The sequence below is a fragment of the Rhodomicrobium sp. R_RK_3 genome (assembly GCF_002198715.1).
GTDB lineage: Bacteria > Pseudomonadota > Alphaproteobacteria > Rhizobiales > Rhodomicrobiaceae > R-RK-3.
In genome coordinates this window covers 108,291-122,650 of the sequence record NZ_MWLK01000015.1, presented here as the reverse complement: position 1 = coordinate 122,650, position 14,360 = coordinate 108,291, and the positions used below count along the sequence as shown (strand labels likewise).

Below are 14,360 nucleotides of genomic sequence, written 5' to 3'. Positions count from 1 at the left end.
GCGTAGGGTTCGCGGTTGTAGGCGTTTGAAAGGCGCGCCCACACCTCCTCCTGACGCCGGTGATCGTCGCTGACGCAAAACGCCATCAATTGATCGAGGGTCAGCTCGTCGGCCGCATACGCCTCGAGCAGTTTCGGGCTGGCGGCGGCGAGCTTCAAACGTTGGCGCACGACGGTGGCGGTAACGCCGAAGGTCGCCGCAATTGCTTCCAGCCCTTGCCCCGCCTCGGCGAGCGTCTGGAACGCGCGGAATTGATCGAGCGGGTGCAGCGCCTCGCGCATCACGTTTTCGGCAAGGCTGTCTTCCTCGGCGAGCCCGTCCGTCTTGACGATGCAGGGGATGGGAGCGGTTTTCGGCAGCTTCTTCTGTTTGACGAGGAGTTGCAGCGCCTTGAAGCGACGCCCGCCGGCAGGGACTTCGAACATGCCGGTCTCCTTGCCACCTGCGTCCGTGAGCGGGCGGACGCTCAGGGATTGCAGCAAGCCGCGGCGCTCGATATCGGCGGCGAGCATTTCAATCGATTGTCCGGCCTTCTCGCGGCGGACGTTGGCCTGAGACAGAACGAGCTTATTAAGGGGAATGTCCCGGGATGCATGAAGCGTCAGTTTGGCCTGAGCCATGGTCGAGGTCTCCTGACGAGCCGGGGGAGGAGCCACTCTCCTCTCACTTTCAACTCGTCACCCGAAACCCAAATCCTCCTCTCACTCTTTAATTCCCGGCACGGGCTCGCCGGTTAAACGCGCGGCTTCTCGCAAAGGATTATGGTTGCAAGGCAACAGTCGCTTGGTCACGATCGCAACCAGAACCGCCATTCAGAGCGGCCGTCACGNCATTAGGCAGTTTGCAATTATAAAGCCTCGAATGGGAGGACCGTGCATGTCACGCAGTTCGCCGAAAAGAGCCACTCAATTCAGTCTCTGCGTCGATGAGGGGGAAGACGCTTATTGCGCCGGTCACAGCGATCCGGCCGGCGACATAACGCTTATCATCGATGCGGAAAGGGTCGAAAGCGCAGTCCTCGCAAAGGCAAGGCTAGAGGTGGTTCTGCGCCCCGACGGCACGCTGACATTGGACCCGATGGGATTGTCGGAGGCCGTGATCGCTGACGCTCGGTCGAAAGGCTTTTTGGCCGACACCGATCTTGCCAGCCTGTGCCGCGTCTGCCTCGATGAGAAAATGCTTGGGCTTGAAGACGAGCCGCGCGCAGCTCTGGGGGTGTTCAGGGAGCGGCTTGCGACCTGTCTCGGCCTCGTCGACGCCACGATGAAGACTCTGCGATAGCTTTCTGCGGCAGAATGCCGGCCCGGTCACCAAATCCGCGCCGCTTTACCGATGATGTGCGTGCGCTTGAGCAGTCCGAAATAGCGCCCGTCAAAACTGTCGGGCGAATCGCCGAGCAGAAAAACGTCGTCGTGTTGAAGCGACGAACACCCGCTCCAAATCGGCAGGCCGCGTCCACGGGCGTCAGCGATCATTGCCACGGCGACGACACGACCGTTGATGCTGATCGCAAGACCGTCGCGGCAAACATGATCGCCTCTCAAACCCGAAAGGCGCTTCAACACAGGCATTCCCGCAGCAAGATATCCTCGACGGACGGCGAGCCGAGCGGTGCCGGACGGTAACGCGGCAAGCACGAGGTCGCCGCGTTTGTAATGGGGGTCGAAAGTGACGGCATAAAGCCCCCGCGGAACACTCGGCGACGCATTGAAATAATATTTCGGCGACACCGCTTGTGGGCACACCCATAAGGCCAATCCCGCCGCAAGCACAGCGGTCACTATTCGTTTATGGGATGACCATTTCAATCGCGTTCGCCAGACGTCGACCTTCTGCGCCTTGCATCAGACCAGGCGGTCACGTCGTCGCGGTGATAGAGAATGCGGCCGCCATGTTTACGAAAGCGCGGACCATATCCGAGCCAGCGCATGTTATCGAGGGTCCGTCGTTTGAGACGCAAGAAGAACGCAGTTTCTTTCGGGGTGAGATACGGGGATTCGGTTTCTTTCGTCATGACAAACACACCTCTTGATCTTGGGATGTGTTTCAGTGTCGCGCGCTGAGACTGTGGCGTGGAGTGGCGTAGTTCGCTATTTAGACAACGCCACCCTGGAGGCTGTAAACAAACGGGTCGCCCGACTGTGGCGCCCGACTCCGCGAAGACGTGTCACGCGATGACACGCTCGGGCGTAGCAAGGCGCGATAGCCGCCGCCGACTAGCCTTTCGCCCCGCTTGACGGCCCGCCTGATGCGGTCCTTGAGTGCTGTGCGGCCAATCTGCCACTCCTGGTCCACGCGCGTATCGCCGACCAGGTAGCGGGCAATGTCGCGGTAGCGCAGACCCGCATGTGTCCTATCGAACGCAACCAATGCATCGCGGAGCGAAAGACGTTGCGCTGTCCAGACCGTCGGATCTTGCATTTGGCGAAAACCTCGCGAAATGCGCTCGACACTTCCCCACGCCTGCCCGTGATTGATTATGAAGGCAATATCATTGCCAAGCTGGAGGGGCGTCTCGTTTGACACAGGCAGCCTCACCACCGTCCCGCCCATGCGCAAATGCAGCGATACTCTATCCTCAATATCGATCAAGAAACGCGGCTGGGCATGCATGAGGGCTTGGGAGGTCCGGCCGTTGCCGGGTACCGTGAGNGCGGCCGCCTCGCAGATCCTTGCCTGCCGGTAGACAGCGATGCCATGCCAATCCCGATCTCGGATGATGGCGTCCGAGCCGAAACGCGCAACATCTCGGCGGTAATCGATATTGCGGCGCAGAAACTCCCAGGCGATATCGCATTTGGGCAAGGTCTGGATTGCATCATAAGCCGTGATCGGCGGCAAATGGCCGTCTAATCGATTTTCGATCATTCGCCCCTCGTCATAGCGGATGAAAGTCTGCTTGGCGGCCTAGACGCCAGCGAACTGTTTTGGAAATCATAGTGCGCTGCAACGCGCATAAGAAATCTCGGGATACACAGTAGAATATTCAGATTGCTGTCTAGCACTCGCTTTTTTTCGACAAATGCTTAATGCAATCGAATTGTTGTTCGTCATTTGGAGTTACAGGCCAGGATGATCGCCTTCAGTTGGTTGGCTTGCTTCTCTTGTAAGCCCGCGTTCTCGCATGCCCAAGGTCGCAGTTGACGGTATTGGCGCTGCGTTGGTCTCGAACCACCTGTGAAAACCGTCCATGATCGAGTTCGTGGAGGAAATCGAGCAGCGCATCGCAAACCTCATCCTTGGCCGCGAACGCCGCCGAATGGTTTTTGCCGCGCAGCAATGCGAATGCGCCATGCATGACTTCCGCAAAAATCTTCGCTGCGTCGAGAAACGGCTCATCGTCTCCACAAAGGGTGAGCGAGGGCAATCGCATATCCCGCAGATCGCTCGCGAGATCGCGCCTGTCTTGCGCAACGCCGGCTTGCAAGGCTTTAACGTCGTTGCTGAGCAATTGCGCCCGGCGCCTGGGACCAAGGACGCGGCCGCATTCCTGCTCAAGGTGTGCAGTCCATCCCTTCAGTCCTTGGCCCAAAGCGTCCCGAAATGGCTGCAAGCTTTGCGCAAACCCGTGGGCGCCGTTAAGCGACAGGCTGCGCACCCGGCTGGGGAACGTCCGAGCGGTGGCAAGTGCGTTCCAGCCGCCCATGGAAAAGCCGTGCAGATCAGCCGAGGGAAGGCCGAGGTCATTGAGAACGGCGATGGTATCCTGCGCACGTTTGTGGTCGGCGTAACAGGCCGCATGATGAGGCTTCCCACTGCTTCCGTGCCCGCGCGCGTCGATCAGAATGACTTGTCTGCCGGCCGAGACCAATCTGTCGACATAGCCTTTTTCGCGCCAGCAATGCCGGTTTGCGGCAAAGCCATGCAGAAGAACGAGCGGCGGGCCTGAGCCCTCGACTTCGAAGGCGATCTCCGTTCCGTCCCAAGAAATGGCTTTGCGCTCCATAGTAAGTCCTTTCCGCCACGGACTTCGGGAAAATGCCAGCCGCAAGCGCCGAGCAAACACGCGGGCTCGGTTGGATAAATCGCTCGATGGAACTGGGGTTTAGGCTCGAAGATTTGGTGGCGCTGTCGTTTCAACCGGCACCAAGGCTAATGCGGGAGATCCAACTACGGCGATGCGGAAAGCCGGGAAAATCCGTGAAGAGCGAACAATGCGACAGCTTGTCGGCCGGCGCCGGGCCGAGGCGGGGGCCGAGACGATGCGCGCCTTCGCCAGCTTCTCCTATCAGGCCGGAAACTGGACAAGCCGCGCAAGTGTGAATCGGCGTTACTAGGTGACCCCTCTGGCCTTTGACGAAACAATAACTTAGCGCGCCGATCGGCGCGGAACCCCGACGCCGGTTTACACTTGACGACCAGACGCCCGATCAAGCCTATTTCGGGCAATTGCACCTACTGCCGATCCGCTCGGCAGCCTAACCCCGGCAGACGATCCACTTATCCAAGCGGAAAAACTGTCCGAACGATCGGGACCACCTCACAACGGCGCGTTACGCGCATGTCGCCGACAAGCTTGCCTTGGACTTAGCGGAAGCGACAGGAGCGCAGATTGCGTAGGCGATGAACTGGCTCGGAGAATGAGCACGGCTTCGAACTAACGGTTGCTATTGGCTTTCACGCCTCTTGCTCTGCTGCAATCTCGCGCTCTAACTCTCTGTGCGTTTCGCGCGCCCATAACGCAAGCCGCGCTATTGCATGAGTGAACCATTTTTCGAGTGGATCAAGATATGCTTCGAGAATTGGTACGATTGATCCGGACCAAGACGAAGGGCGCATTCGGCGTGCCAACGCCCGCCGAAATGCTTCGCTTTCGCCAAACCTAGCAGCGAGGCGCTCCAAAGCCGGGTGCCAAGTTGCACCTTCTCCTGCGTCGTTTGAGATAAGCGGGTAGAACATACACAGGAACGCGGCCCGGCTGTCGGGATTAGCGGCTGCCCACTCAACCATCTCAGCTTCAGGCACGTCGAATAGGGGACCCGCGGCATTGTGATTATCGTCAAATTCGGCTGGGCCAATTAGCTTTTCAAGCCGATTTCGCTCCGAAGGCGTGGCTTGTTCAAAAAAGTGCGAGAGAACACTCCACATTGCGCTTGGCTGAGCCTTGGCAAGAAGTCCTATGATTTTTCGGGCGGGGTCACAGAGGCTGTAAAAAGCATCAAAGTCTGCGATTTGGCAGATGCGGACGATCTGTTCCGCAAGGTCGCTGGCGAACTGCTTATCCAGGGTACCCTTGTTCTTGATCAGCTCAACGAGACTTTCGAATAAATAGCCGTCTCTATCGCCTTGCGTAATCTTTCCTAACAACGCTGGAGAGGTTAGATGCGCCTTTAAGAACAACTCGATGGTTTGCTCAAGGTCAGTGCGCCCTAGTTGATACATCGAAGTAATTTCGAGCGCAGTCCATGCACCGTTCGCACCGTGATTTTGGGCAAGTTCATTAAGCAGAGGGAGAATGTCAGAAGGAGTTAAGTGGTCTAGCCCTTTGCCATATGAAAGAAAAGCAGTGCTGGTTGGGATAATTGTTCCGTCGCGCAATCTGAGAACAATCTGGGCAAGACGCTGAGGCGTCAGAGGCGTCGCGGAATACAGATCAATGACCTGATCCTTAAGAGCTTGAGAGTCGAGGGCCATTTTCAAGCATTTTTCCGCGATTGTTTGGTTGCGCTGGTCAATGCCGTTGAGAAGCCCCCTGATGAGTTGCATGCCCTTTCTCGTTGATGACATCTCATACCCTTGAACCGCGGCTGCAAAGGCGGCAGTGGGGTCGACTGCCTTGAGACCGAGCTCCTGGGCGAACGCGTAAGCATTGTGGAGATCCTGCCCTGCCAGTGCTTTTAGTGCCTCCTCCGTAATCTTCGTGTCCACAGCGATCTGTGCGGCTATCTCACGAGATTTCTGCGTTGAGTATTCCCTGTGAGCTGCCCCCCCCTGCGCAGAATAGAGAGCGTTAGGGTCGCGCAATTGCGCCGACCAGAATTTAGTGTAAAGGAGTGCCTGCTCCAGTAAATCGGTTGGGATTAGACTGTCATACAGCGCCCGTACGTTGCCGGATAGCTCCTCGGATGCCTTCGACCGATCAAAGTAAAGCCAATCCCCTACGGATCTAATTGCCTCAAGCCATAAGCCCCGTTCAGCCGCAATCTTTGAAACGACAGATTTAAGGTCAGCAAACAGGTTTGCTGATAGAAGACCTCTTAGGTGGCGCGCGATCACATCCTCGCATTGAGCGGCGATCTCCCCGCCGCGGCCCCTCAAAGCGTTAAGGCGCGCGAGGCCTTGCCGATGAAATTCCGCGACCTCCGCCCACGTTTTGGGGCTCCAGTCTCTTAGCGGCGGGCCGCTACCAATCTGCTCGGCGTCATTCGATCGGGAAAAGAATTGCCGCTTTAGAGTGTCGTCGAGGGCCCGTATACAGAGCAAAATGATCCGATCGTCCTCCGAAGCTAAACCTTCATCTAAGAGTGCGAAACGTTCGGTCGGGTCAGCTTCCGTCCCACTCAAGGCAATTTGGTAGAAGCCAGTAAATGCTTGCGTCGCCTCGCCCCCCTCGCCAACTTCGAGGGCCGCGAGTCGCATTAGAATTCTTGCAGCTATTGGGAATGAGCGGTTCCGAAAGGCAAGCCTCTGCAGGCTGCGAACAAAGTAATACTTGCCGGCAATCAACTCGTCCAGTTGATCAACTGACCGGCCGGAAAATATCCGTTGAACGCTATCTGTTGCCGCCTCTGGAACGACATGAACCAACGCGTCGAAGGCCTTCGCACCTGTTTCGGTGTTGATAGCTTCAAATGTCCCGTAGCGGCCATCCCTGCTAAGTAGCTGCTGAGCAACGGCTTTAGCTGTCATGGATCTATCGAAGTAACGCCACTGCCGGAAGAACGACTCTAGGAGCAACGGTGGAGCGGCGTCTACAAAGCTCATTACCGTTGAAACTCGAAGCAGGTCCAGGCGCCGAGTACCTAAAAATGCAGAAATAGGAATGGGTTGCACTGAAAATTGAGTATCAATCCTCGCTACAAGAGGGTGTTGAGAGGCTTCGGCAACGTACTCGTACATCCGATCCCCGCTCAGCTCTGCCAGCCGGCTTGCGGCAAGGTCGAATTGATCTGCGTATGGCCCGTCTGGCGCCAGGTGGTCAAACAAGGCTAAGCATTCAATAGCGCGGAGTTGCTCCCGCTCGTTTATGCGACAACCTTCTAGGATTCGATCAACAACATCGGTCAAGGATTTCAAGATCGGAGCTTTGTTGGCGACGTTTTCAGTAACGAGGACCGCCATTCTGGGGTACCCGCCACAAAGGTTCTTTATGTAGGAAAGTGTTAGAGCATCAACAGCGGGGAGCTTTTGACGAACTATCCCTTCAATGAATGCCTCATCACCAGGATCCATAGAAATATTGAGCCAATGAGCGGGGTCAATCGAGCGATCATCGATGTCTATGGCGACGATGCGGAATTTACTTCCGTCAACACTTGCAATATCTCCAAGTTGCACGGCGACCTCACGAGGGCATTCGTCAGCGATAATGAGAGCTGGTAAGGAGGCCTGCGCGAGAGCAGTTGCCAATTGGACTAGGTCCTGCCCTACATTCCGGTAATCGCAATAAATCGATGAGGTGGCCGTAATTTCCTTGCTTACGGTGGACAGATCGCGAAAAATTTCGGAGGCGAAGCGCGACTTTCCAATTCCCGATGGACCGACAAGGCGAACACAGGCGCCGGGTTCGGCTAGATGATCCGCAAGACGGTCGCGAGCCTGCTGGAACACCAGAGCGTCTTTTCTCGCTGGTCGGCGTTCACTGGCGGATACTGTCGCACGGCTCCCAAGAAAATATCGCGATCCCAAATCATCAACATAGGTAATCTCAGAGAAATCAGCCTTCTTGCGCCATCCTTCTAAGGTTTGAAAGCCGCCCAACGACAACCCTGATTGCCGTTCATTGAGCCAGACGGCGACGGAAGGGTGTCGCGAGCACCAATCCGCAATTTTGTTGCAGTCATAAATTTCTATCGCAGCGAGGCCATTAGGATCTCCGCCGGTTTCAGTGATGCCATTCCTAATGGCTTGAATTCTTTCATCGTACCTGCGCCTTCCAACTATAGGGGCGGAGGTGAAACCGACATAAGAACCGCCTTCTTCGATCAAGGTGGCAAATGCATCGCTTAATTTGCGAGTGACGCCCTTTTTCCGGCTGCTCTTTGTCCAGGTCTCTTCTTTCCACTTAGCGGGAGGTGGATTAGTAGCTTTGGATTGAAACAAGGAAAACCGGGACGGAAAATAATTGGTCTGTTCAAACCCACCGGTCCACTTGATTCTTCCGTCCTCGCCGCCATCCGAGATGGTGATCTGGAGCGGCACGGATACCCCGCGCAAACTCACGCCGGAGAGTTGCGCTTCCGCGTAAACTAATCTTCGGAGCAGTTCCGCAAGACCATTTGAGTCGAGTGACTCTATTTGCGATGGAGAGACTTCAAAGATCATTTTTCGGTGAAATCGTTGGAGAGATGCTAGGTCATTCTGACGGCGACGAAAAGCCGGAAAGAGAAACTGGCTGTATATTCCCGTTTCGACGCTGTTGAAACATAATCGTTCTAGAGCTGGACGGATAGAAAGCAGAATGTTGGCATTGCCGCCTCCTTGGATCACAATAGCAAGGACAGCGACTGCCTTCAGACCACCTCAGAGGGCGTTACGATTCTTTCTGCGGCCGTCATCGACAATGTCCTCGGGCGCAACCTCGATACCGTACTGAGCCATCGCCTTAAGCACCACAGCACGCACAGTGCACCGGTCGTCGAGCGCGCGCTGCTTTAGACGATGCGCAACGTCCTCTGGGATATGAAACCCAAACTTGGCGGAGGGCCCGGTCGGTTGCGGTGCCTTCACCAGCGTGGGCTTGTTTTTCTTCGGAAAGACCGTCGACGGAATGTTGTGTTCCTTCGCAAAGTCTTCGACCGCCTCGGTGGGCACCTTGAACGGCGAGAACGCTTTGAACTCGGGCTTGCTAGCGGTCATTGGCGGCGGCTTTCATTGGAATGGGATTCACAATCGCCATCACTTCTTCAGTGAGAGCATCAATCTCCTCCACAGCTTTTTTCACCGCGACGCGTGACTTGTCGGCGAAATGGGGCGGCTTCCCGGTCATAAAGGCCTCACGATAAGCGGCGCGCTTGTAAATCAGCGTGGCAAATCGGGGCAGGTTCAGGCGCGTGAGCTCCGCCAACATATGGCGTTGACCGGCCAAGGGCCGCGCCAAAGCCGGTGAAGCCGAAGGCTGCTCTGAAGGAGTTCACAACGAAGACGGAGCCGGGACCAGACATCAACTGGAAACGTGTCTATCGCCGCATTACCGGAAAGGCCGCTGATCCGGTATCTACGGCATCGTCGAAACGCGTTGCGCTACCCCGGGAACCTGGTGACGCCAAAGAGCCGAAGGCCCTCTTCACACCGTCACGGAGCGATGTTCCCAACCCCGAAGAGCGGGAGCAAGACCGGCCGCGACAGCGAGGGATGGGGTGCTGACGGCGGATTAGGCTTCTTGCGATTTCTCAACAATCCTTGGGTAAAATTCGGCAAACCAACGTAACTTGATGACGGTAAATGCTCGCAGGGAGACATTACCCTCAGGCCAGCCCACCGGAAAAAATGTTCCCATATTCTCACCGGCCTGTACGGCCAAGCGCCCCATCTCGGAGATACCAGCGTCAAGCGCCGTCACATCGAAGAATGGTCCAATATGGGCATCCTTGCCCTTGGGCCTCAGCATTGCGATTCCCTGCATGCTCGCGTGACTGGCCAACTCCGAAAACAGTTCATAGATTTCCGCACGCTTCTTGCCGGTGAAGCCATCACGCTGATCCAGCGCTTCCCTGATCTTTATGGGTTTGAATTCCTTCAAGCGCGTCGCCTTGTCCGCCATCCTCCATTTTGCAATGGCGGCTCTCTCAGTCCGGAAATAATCCACCAGAAAGACCGTCTCTAACACGTCCCGAAGGATAAGGGCGCTCGTCTGGACATACCCGCTGAGAAGCAATTTCGTGGCAGAGGCAAAGGCGTTAAACTGCCTCATTCCCAGCACCTGAATCACCTTCAGGTCTTCATCATCTGTTTTGATTTGCCGGAACACGTCCAGCACATCCATCGCATGCTCCACGGTGCTGAGATGGAGGAGCAACTTTGCGTCGGCCTGGATTACCCCGATGCTCTTTGCACGCAGGAACTCCTCCCCTTGATGGAGGAGGACCAGATTGTTGGGGATCAGAGACTTCGACATTTGCTTACCACCAGTTGGGCACGCCCTCATCCGCGGCCGGTGCTAACAAGAAGCTAGATCCCCGTATATAAAGCCGGTCCAAGGCAATCTGGAGTTCCTGCGCGACCGATGATGTCGCTGCAATTGCGCTACCTCTCATAAACAAGATATGAAGCGCAGGAGATGACAGGTCAAATGTTTCATGACGGGAGGAGATTTACTTGTTGACGCGTGGACACAACCTCCTTGTAGCAGACGTTCGCCTGTCGCCGTGGTACTTAAACACGCGTCGATTGGCTATACTGGCGGGTATCTGCTAAAGAGAAGGCCACGGGCAAGAAGCCCGGCGGCAAGCCGCCGGAACCGCCAGTCGAGGGGCCGCGTCCTACAGATCAGATCAATCTGACGGATGAAGAATCCCGTATCATGCCGGTTTCCGGCGGCGCTTTCGAGCAGTGCTACAACGCTCAGGCTGTGGTCGCCGAGGGCAGTCTGCTGTTGGTTGCCACCAACGTCGTCCAGGCGCCCAACGACAAGCAGCAGCTCGAGCCGATGCTGGCCAAAATCAATGCCTTGCCCGAAAATCTGGGCTAAGCCGATGTCATGCTCGGCGACAACGGCTATTTCAGCGCGGCCAATGTGACGGCCTGTGTGGCTGCCGGGATCGAGCAGCTGCTCGCTTTGGGCCGGAATGCCCATCATCAGTCCTTGAGCGAGCGCTTCGGCGATACACCGCCCGCGCCCGAAAATCCAACGCCCGTCGAGGCCATGGCCCACCGCCTGCAAACGCCTGACGGCAAAAAGCTCTACGCCTTGCGCAAACACACCCCGAGCCGGGGTTCGGCATCATCAAGGCGGTGCTCGGATTCCGCCAGTTCCTGCTGCGCGGGCTCGACAAAGTCAGCGGCAATGAGCGCTCGTAACCATGGTCTGGAATATGAAGCGGATGTTTGCCCTGAAAGCCGCTTGACCTTCAGGGCAGCTCCCCTTGCGTGCGCCGTGCAGCCAACACGACAGGTCTCAGTCCATGTGGTAGACCTCAGTCCGACAGGCTGCTAGGAGATGCCCCACTCTGGCTTGCGCGCTTAGGAGGTTTGCTCTTCCGCATCCGGCGTGTGGGTGAGCCGGTGGCAGACGTTTAGCTCGCCGTCACCGGAGGTGACGCGCGCCAATTCGCCAAACTTGCCTCAAGTTTTTTCACAGCCTCCGCCTGCGCAGCCGACAATTGCGCTCGATCCAGACGGGACAATCTCCCGGCTAGTTCGTCGAGATCGAAAAAGTCCTCGATCGTCTGCCTTTGAAACTTTTCCGTTTTGATGCTGAAATAATCACCAAGAGCCTGGGACGTGCCCACGCTGATGAACCGCATGACAAGCTCGGGCAGTTGCCGCTCGTCCGCTGCGATACGGTCCAGCCAAGCGCGCGGCTCATCGAAGCCGCCGCTAAAATCCCGCCACCGATACAAGAAGGAGAGCATTTCGGCGGACGTTTCCAATGCTCCACGCGTGGCGAGCGCCTTGATCTTATCTACCCAAAGTGTCTTGGCGGCCGCAAGGCTATCATCCGTAAACAGAAACTCCTTCGTCGGCTCGTCTTTCTCCCGCGCGTCCATGTCCAGGGAAATAAGCATGGCGGGCACAGACAGGAGCTCCGAACCACGCAGCGCCTCAAGAAAGACGTCTGAGCGCCGGCCGGCATCCGGCTCCTCGCGCAAGAACCAACACGCCGCGCGCCACGCGGCAACGTAGCTTGTGTTCATGGGACCGGCGGATCGGCTGTTGAGCTTCTCGCCGATCTCGAACATCGCCGGCAACAAGGTCGGCAGATGGCCGATCGGAAGGCGCTTCACCGACTCATCCAGCCGCGCGGCGAGATCCGCCAGAACACCCGCCGCTTCCAGCCGGGCAACCGCATCCGCCAACGATCGAGCGTCCGCGCTACTTTCGATGAAATCCGCGAAATCCGAATCCGAGACGGTTCCATCGGACACCTGAAGCTCAAAGTACCGGTCAAAATATCGGTCCGCGCAGACGCGCTTGGCCTCGTTCCAAGTTCCGAACCAGTCGCTTCCGTAATGGCTTCCCCCGAACGCCCACTCCGCAGTTGGAAACAGCTCGCGCAACATCGCCTTGCATGCTGGGCGATGATCCGGCGCGGCGGCTTCCACCAGTCCCTGGATCGTCTTCTGCGCAGCCCCCTTCGCGTCACCGTGATAGCCATTGGCGCTTAGCAGCAGGGCTTTGCTGCGGGAGATGGCTTTGTGAATCTCCGGCTCGAACACCCGCAGCGTCTCAAGCGCCAGCAGGTCGATCATATTGGCTTCGAACGCTTTACTGCCCTGGTGAAGCGGCACGTGGATCGCAATCGACGAGAGCAGTCGGCGCATATCGCGCAGATTGGCGATGAAGGGTTGCATACTGCCCAGGAAGACGTTTCCCCACCGTCGCTGCTCGAAACCGTTCTCGGCCAATGCGAGTTGCCCGACGACGGATTGAAGCTGCTCGGAAAATATCTCCGCGATCCTTCGAGCGGGCACCGCCGGCAGGTCAAAATTGGCCTGGATGATCTTCTCCAGATAATCGCTGCCTTCCGCTCCAGCCACCGGCTCAAGGGCTTTCACAACGATGCTCGGCTGAAACAGCAGGACGAATACGATATTCGGCAGATTGGCGTTCACTTTGATCTGCCGAAAGATCAGGCGAATCTGCTCCGGTTCGAGACGGTCTATATCGTCCACAAAGATGATCAGCGGCTGTTTGAGTTTGCGCAGGCGCGTCTCCAGATCCTTGCGCACCTCGGGCAGAGGCTCTGCCGACCGGTCGCGCCCGAACGCGCTGACGATCATCGCCACAAACCTGACCGCGCCCGCAATGACCAGGAGCGCGGCGGCGATCGTCGTCATCGACAGCGGCAGAAGAGACGAGCCGACGCCTTGCACACCAATTCCGAAGCCCGCCGCCATAAGGCCCACGCTGGTTATCCACTCGGCGACGCCCTTTCCCTCGCCGGCCTGCTGCAGGTGTCCGGCCGATCCTGATAAAACTGCGCCGTATTTGCGAAATGACCGTGCCCGCGCCGCGGCTTTGGGGGAGTGCTTCCCGCCGAGCTTGCTCGCCATTTCGAAGAACAGCGCCCGCGTAATCGCGTCGCTATCGCCCCATTGCCACGGGTTGAATTCGAGCCAATCCGGCTTGGGCTCACGCGAGCGGAACTTTTCAATGATCAGATTTTTGAGGGACGACTTGCCGTTCCCCCAGTCGCCGCGGATCGCGAACACCCGCCCCTCGTGACCTCCAGCAGCGCACAACACGTCGGCGATGCGCCCAGCGAAGGTCGTGCGCCGAAGCAGATCGTCAGCCCCTTTTTTTATAGGGATATCGGCGTTCGTATTCTCCGCCACCTGTTCGTCTTCGGTGGAGGTTGACCGGAAAAATTTTTGCCAATCCCAATACATCGATGCTGCCGTTTGCCCAAGCATACCGCCCACAATGTCTTTGAACTGTTCGAAATACAAATATCAACGATTCTCGCAGGAGAACCCTATGTTCCGGTTGAAGCTGGATTCCGACTTAAAGGCGAGCGATGACACAGCCGATCAAGGACCAATAGGGGTTACAGAACGTTCAGCCTGGTCTGCACTTGGCGCACTACCAAAGATCGAGGATGCCCGCAGCACCTCTGCGACGGGGCTCAAGCTGTCGCTGACTATACTTCTCTAAAGATTCTGTCCTATCGATAATGGCAATCCGCAGTGGCGGCTTCCACCGCAGCGTCACCGCACCGTAATAATGCCGCACCGGGAACTATGACGCCGAAACTCCCCGGCGCTCGGAGGACGCCGTCACGGGAAGGGTGCCGGTAATTACATCACCGGATCGCCGACGGGAGGCGGCCATGGGCTGCGCTGCGTCCCTAGGGGGACGAAGGTAATACCTCCAACCGTAGAAACGCACCGAGCACCATTGAACTTTGGCAGTGGCCCAGGTGCAGACTCATGCGGCGCAGCAAGCGGTGCACCACACAAAGTTGCGTCATCCCATTTGCAGACATGGGCAAGCGTGCAGTGGGCGCGGCAAACGAAAGTGCCAACAATGCGCGGAGTCCG

10 protein-coding genes are annotated in these 14,360 nt (G+C 57.3%); all 10 read right to left on the bottom strand.

The features are described 5' to 3' along the window. The coding region (locus tag BLEFHOIH_RS27205; RefSeq protein WP_141095421.1) for a ParB/RepB/Spo0J family partition protein at window positions 1–620 on the bottom strand (620 nt) is incomplete at its 3' end. Window positions 621–1,307: 687 nt separating this feature from the next. Next, the gene (locus tag BLEFHOIH_RS07375; RefSeq protein WP_170937044.1) at window positions 1,308–1,781 is read right to left on the bottom strand and encodes a S26 family signal peptidase; all 474 of its coding nucleotides are present in this window, start codon (window positions 1,779–1,781) and stop codon (window positions 1,308–1,310) included. 23 nt (window positions 1,782–1,804) lie between these two features. Continuing rightward, entirely contained in the window at window positions 1,805–2,014 is a 210-nt protein-coding gene (locus BLEFHOIH_RS07370; protein WP_088343928.1) for a helix-turn-helix domain-containing protein, read from the bottom strand. A 1,068-nt stretch (window positions 2,015–3,082) separates the two neighbouring features. Next, window positions 3,083–3,946, bottom strand: coding sequence for an alpha/beta hydrolase (locus BLEFHOIH_RS07360; RefSeq protein WP_088343924.1), 864 nt, complete (start codon window positions 3,944–3,946; stop codon window positions 3,083–3,085). A gap of 671 nt (window positions 3,947–4,617) precedes the next feature. Next, window positions 4,618–8,484 (bottom strand): hypothetical protein, encoded by a 3,867-nt coding sequence (locus BLEFHOIH_RS07355; RefSeq protein WP_125461624.1) that lies wholly within the window; start codon window positions 8,482–8,484, stop codon window positions 4,618–4,620. A 198-nt stretch (window positions 8,485–8,682) separates the two neighbouring features. Continuing rightward, window positions 8,683–9,018 (bottom strand): hypothetical protein, encoded by a 336-nt coding sequence (locus BLEFHOIH_RS07350; RefSeq protein ID WP_088343920.1) that lies wholly within the window; start codon window positions 9,016–9,018, stop codon window positions 8,683–8,685. Beyond that, window positions 9,008–9,247 carry a hypothetical protein gene (locus BLEFHOIH_RS07345; RefSeq protein ID WP_125461623.1) on the bottom strand — a complete coding sequence of 80 codons (240 nt, stop codon included), beginning with the start codon at window positions 9,245–9,247 and terminating at the stop codon, window positions 9,008–9,010. Before BLEFHOIH_RS07345 ends, BLEFHOIH_RS07350 begins: the two co-directional genes overlap by 11 nt. 285 nt (window positions 9,248–9,532) lie before the next feature. Further along, complete coding sequence (locus BLEFHOIH_RS07340) at window positions 9,533–10,276, bottom strand: hypothetical protein (protein WP_088343916.1); 744 nt, start codon at window positions 10,274–10,276, stop codon at window positions 9,533–9,535. 276 nt (window positions 10,277–10,552) lie between these two features. Continuing rightward, window positions 10,553–11,080: a hypothetical protein gene (locus tag BLEFHOIH_RS26155; RefSeq protein WP_125461622.1), complete on the bottom strand. Its 528-nt coding sequence runs from the start codon at window positions 11,078–11,080 to the stop codon at window positions 10,553–10,555. A 313-nt stretch (window positions 11,081–11,393) separates the two neighbouring features. Next, window positions 11,394–13,769, bottom strand: a complete 2,376-nt coding sequence (locus tag BLEFHOIH_RS07335) for a P-loop NTPase fold protein (protein WP_125461621.1) — start codon at window positions 13,767–13,769, stop codon at window positions 11,394–11,396. Window positions 13,770–14,360: the final 591 nt, after the last annotated feature.

Bases quoted from the DNA above. Each gene is read 5' to 3' on its own strand.
- BLEFHOIH_RS07370 (WP_088343928.1), bottom strand. From the start codon at position 2,014: ATGACGAAAGAAACCGAATCCCCGTATCTCACCCCGAAAGAAACTGCG.
- BLEFHOIH_RS07360 (WP_088343924.1), bottom strand. From the start codon at position 3,946: ATGGAGCGCAAAGCCATTTCTTGGGACGGAACGGAGATCGCCTTCGAA.
- BLEFHOIH_RS07355 (WP_125461624.1), bottom strand. From the start codon at position 8,484: ATGATCTTTGAAGTCTCTCCATCGCAAATAGAGTCACTCGACTCAAAT.
- BLEFHOIH_RS07350 (WP_088343920.1), bottom strand. From the start codon at position 9,018: ATGACCGCTAGCAAGCCCGAGTTCAAAGCGTTCTCGCCGTTCAAGGTG.
- BLEFHOIH_RS07340 (WP_088343916.1), bottom strand. From the start codon at position 10,276: ATGTCGAAGTCTCTGATCCCCAACAATCTGGTCCTCCTCCATCAAGGG.